At 55.5% G+C, this 17,849-nt stretch carries 19 protein-coding genes and 1 tRNA gene; 5 read left to right on the top strand and 15 right to left on the bottom strand.

Going from position 1 to position 17,849, the window contains the following annotated elements:
• Position 1: 1 nt before the first annotated feature.
• The 3 genes from ihfA to ACXAE6_RS15830 all read left to right on the top strand — a co-directional run bounded on the left by ihfA (position 2) and on the right by ACXAE6_RS15830 (position 779).
• Complete coding sequence (ihfA, locus tag ACXAE6_RS15840; RefSeq protein WP_108165055.1) at positions 2 to 304, top strand: integration host factor subunit alpha; 303 nt, start codon at positions 2 to 4, stop codon at positions 302 to 304.
• Positions 282 to 644: a MerR family transcriptional regulator gene (locus ACXAE6_RS15835; RefSeq protein ID WP_475150791.1), complete on the top strand. Its 363-nt coding sequence runs from the start codon at positions 282 to 284 to the stop codon at positions 642 to 644. The genes ihfA and ACXAE6_RS15835 overlap by 23 nt, the downstream gene beginning before the upstream one ends.
• Before the next feature lie 58 nt (positions 645 to 702).
• Positions 703 to 779, top strand: a tRNA-Pro gene (locus tag ACXAE6_RS15830).
• Between the two features lie 255 nt (positions 780 to 1,034).
• On the opposite strand, the gene ACXAE6_RS15825 is transcribed toward ACXAE6_RS15830, so the two are convergent.
• Positions 1,035 to 1,910 (bottom strand): helix-turn-helix domain-containing protein, encoded by an 876-nt coding sequence (locus ACXAE6_RS15825; RefSeq protein WP_475150787.1) that lies wholly within the window; start codon positions 1,908 to 1,910, stop codon positions 1,035 to 1,037.
• 194 nt (positions 1,911 to 2,104) lie between these two features.
• Between ACXAE6_RS15825 and ACXAE6_RS15820 the strand changes: the two genes are divergently transcribed.
• Complete coding sequence (locus tag ACXAE6_RS15820; protein ID WP_475150785.1) at positions 2,105 to 3,040, top strand: DMT family transporter; 936 nt, start codon at positions 2,105 to 2,107, stop codon at positions 3,038 to 3,040.
• Positions 3,041 to 3,094: 54 nt separating this feature from the next.
• On the opposite strand, the gene ACXAE6_RS15815 is transcribed toward ACXAE6_RS15820, so the two are convergent.
• Both ACXAE6_RS15815 and ACXAE6_RS15810 read right to left on the bottom strand, forming a co-directional pair.
• On the bottom strand, positions 3,095 to 3,565 hold the full coding sequence (locus ACXAE6_RS15815; RefSeq protein ID WP_475150784.1) for a copper chaperone PCu(A)C: 471 nt from the start codon (positions 3,563 to 3,565) through the stop codon (positions 3,095 to 3,097).
• Between the two features lie 67 nt (positions 3,566 to 3,632).
• Positions 3,633 to 3,995, bottom strand: coding sequence for a hypothetical protein (locus tag ACXAE6_RS15810; RefSeq protein WP_475150782.1), 363 nt, complete (start codon positions 3,993 to 3,995; stop codon positions 3,633 to 3,635).
• 136 nt (positions 3,996 to 4,131) lie between these two features.
• On the opposite strand from ACXAE6_RS15810, the gene ACXAE6_RS15805 reads away from it, so the two are divergent.
• A complete protein-coding gene (locus tag ACXAE6_RS15805) occupies positions 4,132 to 4,896 on the top strand; it encodes a methyltransferase (RefSeq protein ID WP_475150779.1) in 765 nt (254 codons plus the stop codon).
• An 18-nt stretch (positions 4,897 to 4,914) separates the two neighbouring features.
• Here ACXAE6_RS15805 and ACXAE6_RS15800 read toward each other — a convergent pair whose 3' ends face one another.
• From ACXAE6_RS15800 to ACXAE6_RS15745, 12 genes are all read right to left on the bottom strand, one after another.
• Entirely contained in the window at positions 4,915 to 5,106 is a 192-nt protein-coding gene (locus ACXAE6_RS15800; protein ID WP_475150774.1) for a hypothetical protein, read from the bottom strand.
• Positions 5,107 to 5,150: 44 nt separating this feature from the next.
• The gene (acnB, locus tag ACXAE6_RS15795; RefSeq protein ID WP_392800511.1) at positions 5,151 to 7,742 is read right to left on the bottom strand and encodes a bifunctional aconitate hydratase 2/2-methylisocitrate dehydratase; all 2,592 of its coding nucleotides are present in this window, start codon (positions 7,740 to 7,742) and stop codon (positions 5,151 to 5,153) included.
• Positions 7,743 to 7,933: 191 nt separating this feature from the next.
• A complete protein-coding gene (queE, locus tag ACXAE6_RS15790) occupies positions 7,934 to 8,590 on the bottom strand; it encodes a 7-carboxy-7-deazaguanine synthase (RefSeq protein WP_475150771.1) in 657 nt (218 codons plus the stop codon).
• Between the two features lie 51 nt (positions 8,591 to 8,641).
• Complete coding sequence (locus ACXAE6_RS15785) at positions 8,642 to 11,110, bottom strand: putative bifunctional diguanylate cyclase/phosphodiesterase (RefSeq protein WP_475150768.1); 2,469 nt, start codon at positions 11,108 to 11,110, stop codon at positions 8,642 to 8,644.
• Between the two features lie 53 nt (positions 11,111 to 11,163).
• Positions 11,164 to 11,502, bottom strand: coding sequence for a hypothetical protein (locus tag ACXAE6_RS15780; RefSeq protein WP_475150766.1), 339 nt, complete (start codon positions 11,500 to 11,502; stop codon positions 11,164 to 11,166).
• On the bottom strand, positions 11,499 to 12,176 hold the full coding sequence (locus ACXAE6_RS15775; protein ID WP_475150765.1) for a hypothetical protein: 678 nt from the start codon (positions 12,174 to 12,176) through the stop codon (positions 11,499 to 11,501). The genes ACXAE6_RS15780 and ACXAE6_RS15775 overlap by 4 nt, the downstream gene beginning before the upstream one ends.
• On the bottom strand, positions 12,173 to 12,673 hold the full coding sequence (locus tag ACXAE6_RS15770) for a DUF2878 domain-containing protein (RefSeq protein ID WP_475150763.1): 501 nt from the start codon (positions 12,671 to 12,673) through the stop codon (positions 12,173 to 12,175). Before ACXAE6_RS15770 ends, ACXAE6_RS15775 begins: the two co-directional genes overlap by 4 nt.
• Positions 12,670 to 13,911, bottom strand: coding sequence for a class I SAM-dependent methyltransferase (locus ACXAE6_RS15765; protein ID WP_475150760.1), 1,242 nt, complete (start codon positions 13,909 to 13,911; stop codon positions 12,670 to 12,672). The genes ACXAE6_RS15770 and ACXAE6_RS15765 overlap by 4 nt, the downstream gene beginning before the upstream one ends.
• On the bottom strand, positions 13,908 to 14,702 hold the full coding sequence (locus tag ACXAE6_RS15760) for a DUF1365 domain-containing protein (RefSeq protein ID WP_475150757.1): 795 nt from the start codon (positions 14,700 to 14,702) through the stop codon (positions 13,908 to 13,910). The genes ACXAE6_RS15765 and ACXAE6_RS15760 overlap by 4 nt, the downstream gene beginning before the upstream one ends.
• Positions 14,699 to 15,967 (bottom strand): NAD(P)/FAD-dependent oxidoreductase, encoded by a 1,269-nt coding sequence (locus tag ACXAE6_RS15755; protein WP_475150752.1) that lies wholly within the window; start codon positions 15,965 to 15,967, stop codon positions 14,699 to 14,701. The genes ACXAE6_RS15760 and ACXAE6_RS15755 overlap by 4 nt, the downstream gene beginning before the upstream one ends.
• 19 nt (positions 15,968 to 15,986) lie before the next feature.
• On the bottom strand, positions 15,987 to 16,412 hold the full coding sequence (locus tag ACXAE6_RS15750) for a nuclear transport factor 2 family protein (protein WP_475150749.1): 426 nt from the start codon (positions 16,410 to 16,412) through the stop codon (positions 15,987 to 15,989).
• 26 nt (positions 16,413 to 16,438) lie between these two features.
• On the bottom strand, positions 16,439 to 17,824 hold the full coding sequence (locus ACXAE6_RS15745) for a cryptochrome/photolyase family protein (RefSeq protein WP_475150747.1): 1,386 nt from the start codon (positions 17,822 to 17,824) through the stop codon (positions 16,439 to 16,441).
• Between the last annotated feature and the right edge of the window lie 25 nt (positions 17,825 to 17,849).

The following is a 17,849-nucleotide window of genomic DNA, read 5'->3' as shown; positions in this document are numbered from 1 at the left end:
TATGGCCCTGACCAAAGCGGAAATGGCTGAACGGCTGTACGAAGAATTAGGCTTGAACAAGCGCGAAGCCAAGGACATGGTGGAAGTCTTCTTTGAAGAAATCCGCGACAGTCTGGTCAATAACGAACAGGTCAAGCTGTCCGGCTTTGGTAATTTTGATCTCAGGGACAAGCGGCAACGTCCAGGCCGCAATCCGAAAACCGGGGAGGAAATCCCCATTTCGGCACGCAGGGTCGTCACTTTTCGCCCCGGCCAGAAGTTAAAGGTGAAAGTCGAGGCCTATGCTGGAACCGAGCCAGAATAATGAACTGCCAACCATCCCAGGAAAGCGTTACTTTACCATTGGCGAAGTAAGCGAACTGTGCGCAGTCAAGCCCCACGTACTGCGCTACTGGGAGCAGGAATTCCCGCAACTCAGTCCGGTAAAACGGCGTGGTAACCGTCGTTACTACCAACGTGATGACGTTGTCCTGATCCGTCAGATCCGCAATCTCCTTTATGAAGATGGTTATACCATCGGTGGCGCTCGGCAGAAGCTTACCGCACCGGAAGGGGACAGCGTTCTGGTCAAGCAGCACCAGGAGTTGATTCAAGACATGATTCGCGAACTGGAAGCTGTGTTGAGGCTGCTTTCCGACGGTTGATCCTCACTCTTAAAACGCTTGATATTTCAATCGCTTAGCGTATGATTCGCTTCGTTTTCGGGCATTAGCGCAGTCTGGTAGCGCATCGTCATGGGGTGGCGAGGGTCGCAGGTTCAAATCCTGCATGCCCGACCAAATATAGAAAAGCCGACCTTCGGGTCGGCTTTTTGCGTTTATGGTGCTTCTAAAAATAGATTAATGTTGCAAGTCAGCCTTCGCACTTCGTTAGTTATCACGAGGGATCAACGTCGAATCGCCGGTGGTTTTCCCTGTTTAAATATCTGGGTGATTTTTATTTTTCTTTTCTATTGATTGGCTGGTTATGGTCTCTTTTCTCGGTCAGATGAGCGTTGCGTCTTGTTTTTAATATGATCGATATTGGCCGATGACTTAGTGCATTCGTTCTCGATACTTGGATGGTGTGACTCCCAAAGCTTGTCGGAAGCGATGAGTAAAGTGGCTGGATGAACTGAATCCGCATTGTTGTGCGATATAAGTGAGCGATACTGAGCTGTGCTTCAGCAGGTGTTGCGCGCGTAGCAGGCGTTGTTGCAGCACATATTGATGTGGGCTTTGGCCGGTGCTGTGTTTGAACATCCGGGCGAAATGGTAGTCGCTTAGCTGAGCCTGGTTGGCCAGTTCGTTAATGGTCAGCGCCTGGTCCAGATGACTGTCGATGTACGCCTTGACCCGGCTGAGCTGATGAGGCGCCAGTCCACCCTTTACAGTGACAGGCTGCCAGCGGAACTGGGTGTAGTGGCGCACCAGGTGGTTGAGCAACAAGCTGGTGGCGCTGCTGAGCAGCAGGTGATTGGCGTTATCGTGCCAGTCCAGGCTGGCCAAATAGTGACGGTAGATGCTGCTGATTTTGGCGTCGTCGGCGAAGATGCGTTCATCAATGCTCAAACCGGTCGGGCATTTATCCCAGGTCTGTTCGGCTTGGCGGCGCAGATGTGCATCGCTGAAATAGCAGTGCATAAATTCGAACGAATCGAGCACATTCCAGGTGCTGCTGTAGTCTTTGGGCATCAGACAGAGTCGATCGGGTCCGCCGCCATCGCGCCAGCCATGCGGGGTTTTGAGGTAAGTTCGCTCGCCGTGGTTCAGGTACAGGCTGAGGGTGTGGTGGCCGGTAGGCTGGATCACAACCAGATCGTTGTTATTGGCCCAGGATGCCAGGCTAACGCCGTTGTCGAGGTCGAGAAGGTCGAGCAGTTGGTTCTTGTGTTGCTGTAGCCGTTGCAGCATTTGGTAGGGGGACGACATCTGCCTACCTCCGTACTCTGCGTGGCTTCTGTCCTGATGTCCTATGATAGGCGCTGGCTGCGCTAGCCGCCAAGCACTCCATCATAGCGGCCCGCAAAAAAGCGCAAGAATATGCAAAACCAGCACTAAGATATGACAGCCTTGCTTGCCCGCCAGACCGATACTGACGCTCCAGGGTTTAGCGGAGCTTGTTAATGAACGCGTTGTTATTCGTTGCATCGGTGCTTATTTGGGGGTCGACCTGGCTGGCGATTTCGATGCAGTCGGGGCCAGTGCCGGTGGTGGTTTCAGTGTTTTACCGGTTTGCGTTGGCAGCTGCGATGTTGCTGGTGTTTCTGGGGTTAACGCGACGCCTGCGCGCCATTGCCATGAAAGATCATCTGTTTTGCGTGTTGCAGGGCGCCTGCGTGTTCTGTGTGAACTTCCTCTGTTTCTACACCGCCAGCCGCTGGATCAGCAGTGGTTTGGAGTCGGTGTTGTTTTCGATGGCGACACTTTTTAATGCGCTGAACGGGGTGGTGTTTTTTGGTCATCGCATTACCCGGCGCCTAATGCTGGCCAATGTCTGCGGCCTGCTGGGAATGGTGGCTTTGTTTTGGCAGGACTTGCTGTCGCAGACGCTATCGACCGGCGTGATGCTCGGTACTGGTTTGACCTTGATCGGCACCTACGGGTTCTCTCTGGGCAATATGATCAGTGCGCGTCACCAGCGCCAGGGGCTGGACGTGTTGTCCACCAATGCTTATGCGATGAGTTATGGCGCATTGCTACTGTTGCTGGCGATGGTTGTGACCGGAACCGGTTTTGGCTGGGATCCGCGTCCAGTTTATGGGCTGGCATTAGTGTATTTGGCCGTCTTTGGTTCGATCCTGGGTTTTGCGACTTACTTTTTGTTGATTGGTCGTGTTGGGGCGGGTTCGGCGGCTTACGTTACTGTTATGGCTCCATTGGTGGCGATGACGCTGTCGACCCTGTTGGAGGGCTATCAATGGACGCTGTCAGCAGCCTTGGGCGTGGCGTTAATTCTGACCGGCAACCTGGTGATGTTTTATAAGCCCAAGCCGAAAGCTCGCCTGGACAGCGATTTGGCCGATGATGCAGCACCTGTTTCATTGAGTCTGCCGAGATAAAAAATGCCGACCACAGAGGTCGGCATTCGGATGACTTCAGACGGGCCGGAAGACTCAGTGATTGTGCTCCGGCATTGCACCAATCGCATCGACGGCCAACTCAACCTCAATAGAACCCGCCTTCTCGAATTCCAGCGTGATGGTGCGGCGTTCACCCTCAACCAAAGGCGCTTGCAAGCCCATTAGCATCAGGTGGTAACTGCCCGGCTCCAAAGTGACTGAGCCGCCAGCGGGAATTTCCAGGCCATCGTGTTGCGGCATCATTCTCATGGTGCCGTCTTCCATCTTGGTTTGATGCACGCTGATGCTCTGGGTGAAATCGGAATGGCCGCCGAGCAATACATCGGCTTCGTCGCCTTCATTGTGGATGGTCAAAAAACCGCCGCCAGTTGGCGTGCCTGGCGGTGTGGCGCGTGACCAGGGATGCTCAATATTGAGCGAGCCCAGATGGTAACCGTGCGCCCAGGTCATGGGGCTGGCGATAACGGCGGCGGCTGTGATCAGCGCAAAAATAAAGCGGTTCATATCAACTCCTGACAATAAACGTTGAACCCGACTTCATGAGGTTGAAGCCGATTGATTCGTTTTTTTATTAGACGTCAGCAGTTAAGGCAGGCGGTGCGCGGCTGAAATATGGCAGCCTGAGCGCCGGTTTTGGATCGGCGACCAAAGCAACCTGGACGGCGCTGGTGAGCAGCGGAGGCCTGGTTGAAATGGCCGGTTGCCAGGCGGTGTCGAGGGTATTCTGGGTGCAGGGGCAGTGGTTGTTTTGGCTACTGCGGTGGTCGTTATCGTCGAGCGACAGTTGCACCCAGGACGAACCCGTACCCAGGCAGACGCGTATCCAGATGCCGTTGTCGCCACCACCCTGAGCGTTAACCGCGGGCACGGCAATCAATCCCAGCCAGGCGATCAGGCTGAGTTTGAAGGCTAGTCGGCGCAGGCGTCGGCTCAATTCAACATCCAAAATATGGGGCAGAACGCTAGTGTCGGCGTTGGCTCCGCTAGCTGTCAATACAGCCCAGGTGTTGGGCGCAGTGAAGCGGCAGAGTAGAATGCCGGCCCGAACTACCGAGCCAGGAAACCGCGCTATGTCTTATGTCAACTTTGATGGTTTGGTCGAGCGTTTTGCCGAGCAAATATACGGCGGTATGAAAGGTCGCTTGCGTCAGGCCTTGTTGACTGAACTCTATGCGCAGCATTTGCCGGCTGACTTACAAAAGCCATTGCAAGTGCTCGATGCTGGTGGCGGCTTGGGGCAGATGACCGCCTGGTTTTTAGCAGGCAGGCACCGGGTTGATTATTTCGATGTGTCGGCTGAGATGGTGGCTCGGGTACAGGCGGAGTTTTCTGATGCCATCGACGCTGGTCATTGCCAGGTTGAGCAGGCGTCGGTGCTGGATTTTGAACCTGCTCAAAGCTACGACCTGGTAACGCTGCACGCTGTGCTGGAGTGGCTGGAAGAACCCGCAGATGCGTTGCAGCGGGTCATGCGCTGGGTGACGCCAGGCGGGGTGCTCGGCGTGATGGTCTATAACCGCCATATGTTGGCGCTGCGTAACCTGATGCGTGGCACTCTGGCGAAGGTGCGTGACGATCAACTTGGTGGCGATGGCCAAGGTTTGACGCCGATTTCGCCGCTGGACCCGACGGCGGTACGCGAGCAGTTGGAAAAGGGTGGTTATACCGTTATCTCTCAGGCGGGTATTCGTACTTTTAGCGATCTGACCGAGCCGACAGTGTTGTCCTGGTATAGCGAAGAGGATGTCTTGGCGATGGAGCGGAGTTTGTGTGAGCAAGCGCCGTATCGCGATCTGGGGCGTTATGTGTTGTTCCTGGCGCGGCGGCAGGGTTAATTGGTTTGAGTCGTCTTATCAGCCGCTAAGAATAACGTCGGCGAGCAACCGACAACCGTTGCCGCGGTCAGGAGTGACAGCCTTTGCTTTGGAGCAGATGCCAGCGCTGAGCTCTGCTATCAATCCTTGCTGTTGGTATCCGTTTATCGCACGTCCTCTGTCTTGTTTTTCCATTCCCTGTTGTTCTGCTCGACGCTTTTCATCAGCCATAAAAAAACCCGCCGAAGCGGGTTTTTTGGTTCCGGCCAGCTTGATTAAGCGGCGGAGGTGGCGATCACTGAATCGGCCGCTTTGACGAATTCGTCCATGCGGTCGAAGTTCAGGTAGCGATAGACATCGCTGGCCATGCTGTCGATTTCAGCGGCGATCTTCAGGTACTCCTCCGGCGTCGGCAGTTTGCCATACAGCGCAGAGACCGCAGCCAGTTCAGCCGAGGCCAGGTAGACATCGGCGCCGTCACCCAGGCGGTTCGGGAAGTTCCGGGTGGAGGTGGAGACCACAGTCGACTTGGCAGCCACACGCGCCTGGTTACCCATGCACAGTGAGCAGCCTGGCATTTCGGTACGAGCACCGGCACGGCCAAAAATGTTGTAGTAGCCTTCTTCCATCAACTGCGCCTGGTCCATCTTGGTCGGCGGAGATACCCACAGACGCGTCGCGATCGGCGCCTTGTGCGCATCCAGCAGTTTACCAGCAGCGCGGAAGTGACCGATGTTGGTCATGCACGAACCGATGAACACTTCGTCGATTTTGCTGCCAGCAACTTCAGACAGTTTGCGCGCATCGTCCGGATCGTTCGGGGCGCACAGGATCGGCTCTTTGATGTCTTCCAGGTCGATTTCGATGATGGTGTGGTATTCCGCATCGGCATCGGCGCGCATCAGGTTCGGGCTTTCCAGCCACTCTTCCATCGCTTTGGCGCGGCGTTCCAGGGTACGGGCATCGCCGTAACCGTTAGCGATCATCCAGCGCAGCATGACGATGTTGGAGCGCAGGTATTCACCGACCGAGTCTTCCGACAGGGTGATGGTGCAACCCGCCGCAGAACGTTCGGCAGAAGCGTCTGACAGTTCGAAAGCTTGCTCCACGGTCAGGTCTTCCAGACCTTCGATTTCCAGGATGCGACCAGAGAAGACGTTCTTTTTGCCTTTCTTCTCAACGGTCAGCTCACCTTGCTGGATGGCGTAGTAAGGAATCGCATGCACCAGGTCACGCAGGGTGATGCCCGGTTGACGCTTACCTTTGAAGCGCACCAGAACCGATTCCGGCATATCCAATGGCATCACGCCAGTGGCCGCAGCGAAGGCCACCAGACCGGAACCGGCCGGGAAGGAAATGCCCATCGGGAAACGGGTGTGGGAGTCGCCACCGGTACCTACGGTATCGGGCAGCAACATGCGGTTCAGCCAGGAGTGGATGATGCCGTCACCCGGACGCAGGGAAACACCGCCACGGTTTTTGATGAAGTCGGGCAGGGTGTGCTGAGTTTCGATATCGACCGGCTTCGGATAGGCCGCGGTGTGACAGAAGGACTGCATCACCAGATCGGATGAGAAGCCCAGGCAGGCCAGGTCTTTCAGTTCGTCACGAGTCATCGGACCGGTGGTGTCCTGAGAGCCGACGGTGGTCATCTTCGGTTCGCAGTATTGGTTCGGGCGAACACCGGCAACGCCACAGGCTTTGCCAACCATTTTCTGCGCCAGGGTGAAACCTTTGTCGCTGGCGGCAACATCGCCAGGACGACGGAACACAGTGCTCGGTTCCAGGCCCATGGCCTCGCGGGCGCGATCGGTCAGGCCACGGCCAATGATCAGCGGGATACGACCGCCGGCGCGAACTTCGTCGAGCAGTACCTGAGTTTTCAATTCGAATTCGGCAACCACTTCGCCGTTGCGCTCAACCTTGCCTGCGAACGGATAGAGGTCGATGACATCGCCCATTTCCAGCTTATCGACGTCGACTTCGATCGGCAGTGCGCCCGCATCTTCCATGGTGTTGAAGAAGATCGGAGCAATTTTGCTGCCCAACACATAGCCGCCGGTGCGCTTGTTCGGCACGAACGGCATGTCGTCACCGGTGTGCCACAGCACGGAGTTGGTCGCGGACTTACGTGAAGAACCGGTACCGACAACGTCGCCCACCAGCGCCACTGGGTGGCCTTTTTCTTTCAGTTTTTCGATCTGTTGGATCGGGCCGATTTCGCCGTCTTTATCCGGGTTCAGACCATCGCGCTTCATCTTGTACATGGCCAGAGCGTGCAGCGGAATGTCCGGACGCGACCAGGCATCCTGGGCCGGAGACAAGTCATCGGTGTTGGTTTCACCGGTCACTTTGAAAACGGTCAGGGTGATTTTTTCCGGCACTTCTTTTTTGTTCAGGAACCACTCGGCATCGGCCCAGGATTGCATCACTGCCTTGGCAGCGCTGTTACCGGCTTTGGCCAGTTCGTCGACATCGTGAAACGCATCGAACACCAGCAGAGTGTGCTTGAGTTCTTCGGCGGCCACATCAGCCAGTTCGCTGTCTTTGAGCAAACCAACCAGGGTTTCGATGTTGTAACCACCTTGCATGGTACCGAGCAGTTGAGTGGCTTCTTTTTTATCGATCAGCGGAGACTGAGCTTCGCCTTTGGCGACAGCCGACAGGAAAGCCGCTTTTACATAAGCCGCTTCGTCCACACCCGGCGGCACCCGGTTGACCAGCAGGTCTTTAACAAAGGCTTCTTCACCGGCCGGTGGGTTTTTCAGCAACTCCACCAGTTCGGTCACTTGCTCGGCATTGAGCGGCTTGGCAGGGATTCCCTGGGCCTCACGCGCTTGCGCGTCTTGTCGGTAAGCTTCTAACACGATAACTCTCTCCAAACGGTGGGTGGCTACGCCAAAGGTGTCGTCAGTTGGGTGGGCATTACGCAACCGGGACTGGCTGAATGGCGCGGAAGTTTAGTGAATTCTAGTACAAAAGTTAAGTAAAGGGCTTTTATGAACAGTATTCACGCGGTGAATGATGGTTGGCCCGGAAACCGTCTGAAGCCTCGATATCAGGCGATATTGACGACCTTGTGCATCTGTACTGTTAAGCGCCATTGCGGGTGGGCTAGACAATAGTCGATAGCCGCCCGGGTTGAGGATTGCTGTGCTGGGGCGATCATCGCGGCATCAAAAGGGTTCAGCGGGCTGAGAAACCGAAAGTGCGCTTCGATATCAGCAAAGCGTTCCGGTGGTGCTTCGCGCTGGGGGTAGACCAGTTTCAGTTCGTCGCAGCGCTCGATGATCACCTCGCTGTTGCCTTTGGGGCTGACACAAATCCAATCGAGATTGGCCGGTAGCGGTCGGGTGCCATTGGTTTCGATGGCGCATTCGAAGTCCGCTTGATGCAGTAGCTCAATCAGTTCTTCGGTTAGCTGCAAACTGGGTTCGCCACCGGTAAAGACCACATAGGGTTTGCCGCCGCCTTGTTCCGGCCACAAGCCGACGATGGCCTGACTCAGTGCCTGGGCATCGGCAAAACGCCCGCCGCCGGGACCATCGGTGCCTAAAAAGTCGGTATCGCAAAAAGTGCAGACGGCGCTGGCTCTGTCCTGGTCGCGGCCGCTCCAGAGATTGCAGCCGGTAAAGCGGCAGAAGACCGCCGGACGCCCGGCTTGAGCGCCTTCGCCCTGAAGGGTGTAAAACATTTCCTTAACACTGAAGGTCACAATAGTGGCTCGTTTTGAGAGTGGGCCGGTTCGGCTGAATCGGTCGCAGAATTAGAGGATTTCATTGAGGCTGTGTTGGCGGTTCAGTAGCTGTTCGAACTCCTCCTGCCGCAGCGGAGGCGCGAACAGGTAGCCCTGATAACGCGAGCAGCCTTTGGATTCGAGGAAGTTTAACTGATCGCTGGTTTCAACGCCTTCGGCAATAGTCTGCAAGTTCAGGTGACGCGCCATGGCCAGAATGGTTTCGACAATGGCGGCATCGTTGGTGTCGGTATTGATGTCGCGCACAAAGGATTGATCCACTTTCAGGACGTCCAATGGCAATCGCTTCAGATACGACAGGCTGGAATAGCCGGTGCCAAAATCATCAATTGAGAAGGTCACACCATAGTCGCGAATCTGATGCATGCGCACGATGGTTTCTTCAACTTCGTGGATCACCATGCCTTCGGTAATTTCCAGGTCGATGCATTGCGGGGGTATGCCGCTGTCATCGATGGCTTTGCGAACCTGATCGAAAAATTCCGGTTGGCTGAACTGTTGCGGACTGATGTTGATACCCATGACTTGATCGCGCGTCCACAAACCACGATCCATCCAGTCGCGCAAAATGCCGCAGGCGGTGCGCAAAGTCCATTCCCCAACCCGAACGATTAAACCCATGCTTTCCAGCACGGGAATAAATTCCACCGGCGAGACAATGCCGCGTTCCGGGTGTTGCCAGCGCATTAATACTTCGGCGCCAATAATGCGGTCGTTGCTGGAATCCACCTGGGGTTGGAAGGTTAAGAAAAACTCTTCGTTGTTCAATGCCCGGCGCAAGTCGTTTTCCATGCTCAGCCGGAAAGCGGTGGCCTCAGCCATGGCTTGCTCGAACAAAATGGCGGTGTCTTTGCCGCGCGACTTCGCCTGATACATGGCGGTATCGGCATTGCGCAGCAGATCGGAAGCGGTGACATCGCCGTCCGGGAACAAGGCAATACCCAGGCTGGCAGTGACCGTCAGACGGTTGCCATTGATGACAAAGGGTGTCGCCAGGACGGCACGCAAAGCCTCAGCACGGTGCCCGGCCAATTGACTGACTTCGGCGGCGTTGGTGCCAAGGTCGGCCAGGCAGACCACAAATTCGTCACCACCGAGACGGGCGACGGTGTCTTCGCCACGAACCACTTCGGACAAACGCATTGCCGCCTGACGCAACACGCTATCGCCGGCGCCATGGCCGAGTGAATCATTGATGTCTTTAAAGTTATCCAGATCGATAAAGATCAAGGCGCCCAACTGATTTGAGCGACTGGCGCGGCGCAGCGACTGATCGAGTCGGTCAAGAAACAGATGCCGATTGGGCAGATCGGTCAGCGGATCGTGATAGGCCATGTGTTGCATGCGCGCCTGGTTGCGCTTGCGCTCGGAGATGTCGACGCCGACCGACAAAATGGCCGGTTCACCACGAAATTCCAATGGCAGAATCCGCAGCTCCAACGCCGTGTAATTACCCGCCGGATCGACCCATTCAAATTCCGGAATAAACAAACTGTGCTGCTCGGTCAGCACTTTGGCGTCGGCCTCCTGCAACAGTTCCCGTGATTTTTCTTCATACATATTTAACAGCGCCGACTGATGTTGGCCGGTCAGTTGTTCGACGCTTTGCTGGAAGGCGCGGGCATAGGCTTTGTTGACCAGAACCAGATGACCGCTGGCGTCTTTGACGTAAATCATATGCGGCAGGTTATCGATTAACCGGCGCATATTGTCGTACGACTCTTCCACTTCATGGCGGGCGACACTGTTGTCGCGAATCAGTTGTTCGACGCTGTTCAGATGCAGGTTGATGTTGGTGGTCAACTGACCAATTTCGTCCTCTTCGTGGCCCTTGGGAACCGGCAGCCGCCTTCCTGCCGGGTTCTTCGGATCAATGGCGTCGAGCGAGGTGGACAACTGATTAACCGGGTGGGTAACCAGGCGATAAAACAGCGCCAGAAACAGCAGAATGAGCACAAAATTTTTGGCCACACCCAGAATCAGCGTCGACACTGCCCGATCGACGAAACTCTCATAGGCCAGCACCATATCGAGTTCCATACGCAACACGCCATAGACATCGCTGCCCATGGCGTCGGTTTCCAAGCGGGTTTCCAATTGCCGCGTCGGATTACCGATAAAGGGTTCGTACCAGTGAGTGCGTCGATTGGAAACATCGGCGCGGCGTTGCGACAGCGGATTGCCCAGTTCATCGACAATGGCAACGGAGTTGACGAAGTCATAGACGAACATACCGTCAACGACTTCATTGGCCAGATTGTAATCGAGCGTATGAACGGCACGGGAGGCGGCAAAGCGCGAGGCATTCATGACTCGCTCAATGGAATCATTCAGCGAGCTTTGTTCGTCCTGATAATCAAGAAATACCTGGAAACCAGAAGTTACCAGACTGACAACCAAGGCCAGAATGACGCCAGTACGTGCCAAGCGAAATGACAAATGCTGTAGTAATGTCGATTTAAATACCGCTGAAGACATGCTGACCAGCCGCCAGGGCCCGGGAGGGCGAGATCTTTACGTATTGTGACAGCTTAGCCAATTTCCCGATTTGGCGCCATTCTCAACAGTGTTCGCCAGCGCCAGAGCAACCAGATCGCCAGTACCGGATTGCCCAGTAACGGCAGGGCGATGGTCATTAACCAGCACAGCCAGCGCTGCTTTTCCAAGCGCCACACCAATGCCAGGGCCAGAAAAAAACCAGCGTATAGATCCAGCAGGGCAATCTGTCCCCAGTTGTGGCTGAGCAACCAGTTGCCTTCGCTGCCAAAACGATCCCAGGGTGAGGTGACCAGCATCCAGCCAACCAACAAGGCGGATAACAGCAGGCCGATAATAAAGCTGAGTCGACTGATCAGAGTGCGGCTGGTCATTGGTCGGGCTCCGAATATTGATAGACGATGCGCGCTTTAAAATTTCCCTCGTCACCATTGGGCAGATTGGTCAGACCGCGATACTGCAACAGGCGTTGCTGGCTGAGGCTGTAGGTCAGCTCGATGGGATCGATCAGCCAGCGTAGCACTTGGTTTTGCGGGCGCAGTTGCAGCACCAGTTGATCGTCTTGGGGTGTTTCCGGTTCGATCGATAGCGCTATCCAGCTCAGCCGGCTGGGCGTCAGAAACTGTATATCGAGTGATTGACCTCGCTCGAGTGCGTCGAAGTGATCCAGAATGAAGTAGTGAAAACCGGCGTCGATAACGGCGGTCTGTTGCGGCCAGTCGAGGCGACCTTCTTTGCGGCTGACGATGGCTACGCCGTCGCTATCGGGTGCAACGCTTTCGGTCCGATCCAGTGCAGGTAATACCAACTCGTAGCCCGGCCGTTCCGGTTCGTTGTAGCTCATGTTTTTCTCACCCAGCAACTGACCGTCCGGGGTGAGGTAACGCACTTGTTCGGATACTGGCTCGCCATTGTTGAGCGTTAGTTGGTGTTGTTCGCGATACAACTCACGCTCACTGTCGAGCGCAAAAGCAGTGCCGGTGAAATTTTGGGTTTGTGCGCAGACCGATCCGCACAGCAAAAAAGTCGCCAGTGTTTTTCGAATCATGTTGATGCCGTTGTCAAGCTACGATTGCCGTAATAAAACAGCGGCAGCCACAGTCCCCAACCCAGCGGAATGAGCCACCAGGCGGGGCCGGAAATGTCTGCCGCTCCCAATGCAGCGCCGCCGAGATAGCTGCCACCAGCGCCGAAAATGCCGCCAAAGATTTGCAACAGTGGGCGATCAGCAAGCCAGGCCAGCGAATGGTTTAGCGTCAGTGGGAACATCAGCCATAGCCCCATTAACCACAACGGCATGGGCCAGCCGGTACCGGCGAATTCAACCCAGGGTGACAGATGCCAGAGCAGGTCGATGGCAGCGCCGATTATCATGATGGGGAGCACCTGGCGCCATTCTCCAGGCTGTGCCAGCCAGCGGTAATGACACAGCAAAAAAACGGCGACCCAGAGCAATGCCCAGGGCGAGCGTGTTAATACCAGTAAAAACCAGCCGGCCTGAAAGCCGGCGTAATTAAAGAGTCGTAATGCAACTGCGGTGTTCACGGTGTGACCCACAAACGGCGATGCCCGGCTTTGGCGAATACCACCTGGTGAGTGTTGATGGCGCGTTCGGCAAAACCGCCTTCACAGTAAGAAAAATAGTAACGCCACAGGCGCTGAAAGCGATCGTCATAACCCAAGGCGGTCAGTTGATCGCGCGCCTGAATAAAACGGCGATGCCATTCTTTTAACGTCAGCGCGTAATGTTCGGTCATGTCTTCCAGGTGCAGCGTCTGCAGATCGGTGTAGCGCTTCAGGTTGTCTTGCAAGACGGAAAGCGATGGCAGATGACCACCGGGGAAGATGTATTTGCGAATAAAGTCGACGCTCTTGCGATAACGATCATAGCGTTGGTCGGGCAGTGTAATGCACTGCAGCAAGGCAACGCCCTGGTCGTCGAGTCGCTCGGACAGTACGCGGAAATAACTGGGCAGATAATTGTGGCCGACCGCTTCGATCATTTCGATCGAGACCAGCTTGGAATACTGACCTTCCAGGTCACGGTAATCCTGTTTGAGCAGACGAATACGATCGCTCAATCCGGCTGCCTCGATGCGTTTGGCGGCGTAGTCGTATTGCTCATCAGAGATGGTCGTTGTGGTGACGCGGCAACCGTAATGCTGCGCTGCGTGGATCGCCAGACCGCCCCAGCCGGTGCCGATTTCCAGCAGGTGATCATCGGCGTTGAGCGCCAGTTTCTGGCAGATGCGATCCAATCGAAAACGCTGGGCTTCTTCCAGTGAGGTGTTTTCGTCTGGATAAAACGCGCTGGAATACATCATCGACGGATCGAGAAAGGTTTCGAACAGATCGTTACCCAGGTCGTAGTGCGCACGGATGTTGCGCCGTGATCCAGCTTTGTCGTTGCGGTTCAGCCAATGCGCAAAACGCAGCAGCGGTTTGGTGAGACGACCCAGGGTTTTATTGAGTCCGCCGGTGGTATCGAGATTGGCCGCAAAGACGCGCACCACGGCGGTCAAGTCTGGAGTGTCCCAGAAGCCTGCGACATAACATTCGGCCGCGGCCAAATCGCCGCCGGTGAGCATTTCGCGATAGACGCGCGTGTTGTGAATGCGCACGCTGGCGTGTGGGCCAGGGCTGTCCAGCTTGCCGAAAACCTCACGGCCGTCAGCGTCTTCCAGAGTCAGTGAACCTTGGGTGAATCGACTGAGAGCTTTGCACAGCAGTCGTCGGCTCAGCGTTGCCGAGCGCGGGGTCGATTGCGTTGAAGCGATGGTCATGCCGATGTTTCCTTCTTGTCCTTGTGCGGATGAGGGTAAAAGGGAATGCCTTTCAACCAGAGCCTTAAGGCGTGCCAGTAAATGCCGGTCACGACTTTTACGGTCATCCATGGAAAACGGATGAGCGCTCGATTCATAGTGCGGCGATTAACCGCACTGGCTTCCATGACCAGGGTGGCATCGAAGCGACGTTCGCCGTCCTGGTAATTTTCCAAGTGCACTCTCAGTGTTTGTTCCGGTGCACCGAATACCCAACGGTAGTTCATATCCATGGGTAGAAAAGGCGATACATGAAATGCCTTGGCCAGGCGATATTCGTGGTAGTGACGGTGCTGCCGACTGGGCTCGTGGCCGCCGTCGCCCGGCTGTACAGTCAGCACGTATTGATGCCGCTCGCCCCAGGGCGTGTTGGTGACTTCAGGCATGATGGCGAGCAGCTTGCCCTGCGCATCAAAGGCGTAATAAACGGTCACCGGGTTAAAGGAAATGCCCAGATAACGCAGATGCGTGAGCATACGCACCGAGTGAAACCGCGCTGGTTCGATGTCGCTGAGTTCAACCATGCGCTCGATCACGGCGCCTTTTAGATCGTCTTTTTTCGGTGCGAAATAATCGGCCCGCCGGAAGCTGGCCCAGTTAAATCGTTCGCGCGACCAGAATCTCGACTGGGCGAAAACTTCGTCAATTTCGTCCAAATCCAGATACAGCATAAAGAGTGGGTAATTCAACCGATGGTCGCGCGGCGCGTAGCGACGATGCCGAACCCAACCCTGGTAAATGCGACTGTTCATTGCCATGGCTCCACGCCCAGATCGCGTACCACACGCAAGGCACTGTTGACGCCATCTTCGTGAAATCCATTGAACCAGTAAGCGCCACAAAAATGGCTGCGGTTTTGATTGCCGATGCGGTGATAGTCTTGCTGCGCTTCGATCCCGGCTTTGGAAAACACCGGGTGAGCATAGTTAAACCGATTGATGATTTTGTCCGGCGCGATCTCGCGGGTGCGATTTAGGGTGACGCAAAACGTTACCGGTGCATCCTTAAAGTTCTGCAGGATATTCATATTGTAGGTTAGACCCACAGCTTCATCCGCTTGCTTGGGCAGATGGTAATTCCAGGCGGCCCAGGCTTTGCGACGCTTGGGTAACAGGCTGTCGTCGGTGTGCAGCACCACTTCGTTCTGGCTGTAGGGAATGGCGCTGAGAATCTGCCGCTCGGCGTCACTCGGATCAGCCAGTAGTGCTAATGCCTGGTCGCTGTGGCAGGCGAACACAACCTGGTCAAAGCGTTCCTGATGGCCGTTATAAAAATGCAGCGTTACGCCGTCGGCATCGCGTTCGACCCGCTCAATGCGATGCAGGGTATGTACCCTGTCGCGGAAGGGTTCGATTAACGGATCGATATAGGCGCGTGAACCGCCTTTGATGACGTACCATTGCGGTCGGTTTGTCACCGACAGCAAACCGTGGTTTTTGAAAAAACGCACGAAAAAAAGCGCCGGAAAAGCGTCCATATCCGCTTCACCTGACGACCAGATCGCCGCGCCCATCGGAATGATGTAGTGATTGATAAAGGCTCGCCCGTAACCACCTTGACGCAGGTAGTCACCCAGCGTCAGTTCGGGCGTAAGACGACCGGCTTCCAGGTCGGCCTGGCTGCGTTTATTAAAGCGCAGGATGTCGCGGATCATGCGCCAGAATGACGGACGGAAAAAATTGCGGCGCTGGGCAAAGAGGGTGTCCAGATTGTGGCCGTTGTACTCCAGACCACTGGCATCGTCGTGCACGCTGAAACTCATTTCGGTGGCTTCACGCTGCACGTCCAACGGCGCCATCAGCCGATTAAAATTGTGATACACCCAGTCGTTGTAAACGATAAAGCCGGTGTTAACCGGATAGACGGTGCCATCAATTTCTATGTCCTGAGTGTGGGTGTGACCGCCGAGCACTTCGTTTTGCTCATAGACTTCAATGTCATAATGCGGGTGCAATAAACGGGCGGTGGTGAGGCCGGCGATGCCGCTGCCGATGATGGCAATGCGTTGACTGCTCATAAAACGATTCCCAAAAATGTCAGTTGTTCAGTCGGCCTTTCAGCCAGCCAAGAATGGAGCCGAGCACCGGCAGGTGGTCAAACAGCATCTGATTGCTGTCGAAATAATCCTGGTGCAGTTGAATGCGGTCGTCGAACTGCAGATAGGTAACACCGGGTATGGTAATGGGGCGACCGCCGGCCACCTTGGGATGAGCGTAGGTCATTTCCCAGCGCAGCATGGCTTCATTGTCGCTTTCCCAATGGCTCAAGTAGTGAAACTTGATTTCATCCAGGTTGCGGTAAAGGTTGACAAAATAACGCTCCAATTGATCGAGCCCCTCGATGCGATGCATGGGGTCGATAAAGACCACCTGTTCACCATAGACCTGCGCCAGACGTTCGCGTGTGACGTTGTCGGGTCCCAACTCAGCGTAAAGCGTTTTAATACGTTCGATCATAGACATGGTTGTCTGCTCGGTTTGTGGTCTGGTTAAAGTTGTTTGAACAGCGTCAGCGTTTGCGCGCGGGCACTGGCGTAGTCCACCAAGGGTGCCGGGTAATCGGACATCTTTGGTGGCTCATGAATTTGTTTGCTGTTCAGTGATGCCAGTTCAGGCACCCAGCGACGAATGTAGTCGCCGTTCGGATCAAAGCGTTGCGATTGAGTGGTCGGGTTGAAGATGCGGAAATAGGGCGCAGCATCGACGCCAGTGGCCGCACACCATTGCCAGCCGCCGTTGTTGCTGGCGAAGTCGATATCAAGCAGGGACCGGGCGAACCAGCGCTCACCATCACGCCAATTAAGCTGCATGATTTTCACCAGATACATGGCGACAATCATCCGCACTCGATTGTGCATCCAGCCGGAGTGGGCCAGTTGGCGCATGCCGGCATCGACGATTGGCACGCCAGTCTGACCTTGCTGCCAGGCGGTTAGTAAGGTTGCATCATCACGCCAGGGAAAAGCATCCCAGCGCGGATAAAAAGGTTGGTGTTTGGCCAGTTCTGGTCGCCAGTACAATAAGTAGTGATAGAACTCACGCCAGATCAGTTCTGATATCCAGGTCTGCAAACCCGGCCGATCGCGACCCGGGTGATTCAGACTGGCATGCAAACACTGGCGTAAACTGATGGCACCATTGGCCAGCGCTGCCGATAATCGCGAAGTGCCTTCAATCGCTGGAAAATCTCGCTGTTGTTGATAGTCGCCTGCTGCACTATTTAAAAAGCGTTCGAGTTGATTGAGCGCTGCGGTCTCATTTAACGACAGTTCGACCTCACTGGGCGCTGGCGCACGGGGCAACTGGCAGCTCGGTTCAAGAGTCGGCCCCACTGGTTCCGGTTCAGGCAAGGGCGGTGCTAAGGGCGTGCCGGCTTCCTGTTGCAGCCAGTTTTTTTTGTAGGGTGTGAAGACGCGATACATCTCACCCTGGCCGGTCAGCAATTGACTGGGTTCGCGAGTGACGCGGTCTTCAAACAGGTGCGTATCCAGGCCGGCTTGACGAGCCAGGTTCAGCGCCCGTTGGTCGCGGTTAACTTCGTCCCAACCGAACTCGCGATGAAAACTGATTGAGCGGGCCTTGAGTTGCTTGGCGAGTTGCAATAAATCGTCCACGCCCTGTTCCCAGTCGCTCGATTCGATCAGCGATAAGCCAATGCCCAGGCGGGCGAGGCGTTGTTCCAGAGTCGTTAAAGCGTCGAGCCAGGCAAAGCGTCGCGGCTGGCCGTAGTCGTGTCGATCCCACTGCTGGGGTGTCCACAAAAATACCGCCTGAACACGGCCACCTTGCCCAGCGAGGGTGCACGCCTGGGTTAAGGCAGCGTTATCGTGGGTGCGCAAATCGTTGCGAAACCAAACCAGATGCGTAGCGCTCACAGCGATCCCTTAGGTGGCTGATACA

Source organism: Saccharospirillum sp. ABV4_185, from assembly GCF_056159245.1.
This window is presented reverse-complemented; position numbering and strand designations above follow the sequence as displayed.

Bases quoted from the DNA above. Each gene is read 5' to 3' on its own strand.
- ihfA (WP_108165055.1), top strand. From the start codon at position 2: ATGGCCCTGACCAAAGCGGAAATGGCTGAACGGCTGTACGAAGAATTA.
- ACXAE6_RS15755 (WP_475150752.1), bottom strand. From the start codon at position 15,967: ATGAGCAGTCAACGCATTGCCATCATCGGCAGCGGCATCGCCGGCCTC.
- ACXAE6_RS15800 (WP_475150774.1), bottom strand. From the start codon at position 5,106: ATGGCTGATGAAAAGCGTCGAGCAGAACAACAGGGAATGGAAAAACAA.
- ACXAE6_RS15820 (WP_475150785.1), top strand. From the start codon at position 2,105: ATGAACGCGTTGTTATTCGTTGCATCGGTGCTTATTTGGGGGTCGACC.
- ACXAE6_RS15815 (WP_475150784.1), bottom strand. From the start codon at position 3,565: ATGAACCGCTTTATTTTTGCGCTGATCACAGCCGCCGCCGTTATCGCC.
- ACXAE6_RS15760 (WP_475150757.1), bottom strand. From the start codon at position 14,702: ATGAACAGTCGCATTTACCAGGGTTGGGTTCGGCATCGTCGCTACGCG.
- ACXAE6_RS15775 (WP_475150765.1), bottom strand. From the start codon at position 12,176: ATGATTCGAAAAACACTGGCGACTTTTTTGCTGTGCGGATCGGTCTGC.
- ACXAE6_RS15825 (WP_475150787.1), bottom strand. From the start codon at position 1,910: ATGTCGTCCCCCTACCAAATGCTGCAACGGCTACAGCAACACAAGAAC.
- ACXAE6_RS15765 (WP_475150760.1), bottom strand. From the start codon at position 13,911: ATGACCATCGCTTCAACGCAATCGACCCCGCGCTCGGCAACGCTGAGC.
- ACXAE6_RS15750 (WP_475150749.1), bottom strand. From the start codon at position 16,412: ATGTCTATGATCGAACGTATTAAAACGCTTTACGCTGAGTTGGGACCC.
- ACXAE6_RS15785 (WP_475150768.1), bottom strand. From the start codon at position 11,110: ATGTCTTCAGCGGTATTTAAATCGACATTACTACAGCATTTGTCATTT.
- ACXAE6_RS15805 (WP_475150779.1), top strand. From the start codon at position 4,132: ATGTCTTATGTCAACTTTGATGGTTTGGTCGAGCGTTTTGCCGAGCAA.
- ACXAE6_RS15835 (WP_475150791.1), top strand. From the start codon at position 282: ATGCTGGAACCGAGCCAGAATAATGAACTGCCAACCATCCCAGGAAAG.
- ACXAE6_RS15780 (WP_475150766.1), bottom strand. From the start codon at position 11,502: ATGACCAGCCGCACTCTGATCAGTCGACTCAGCTTTATTATCGGCCTG.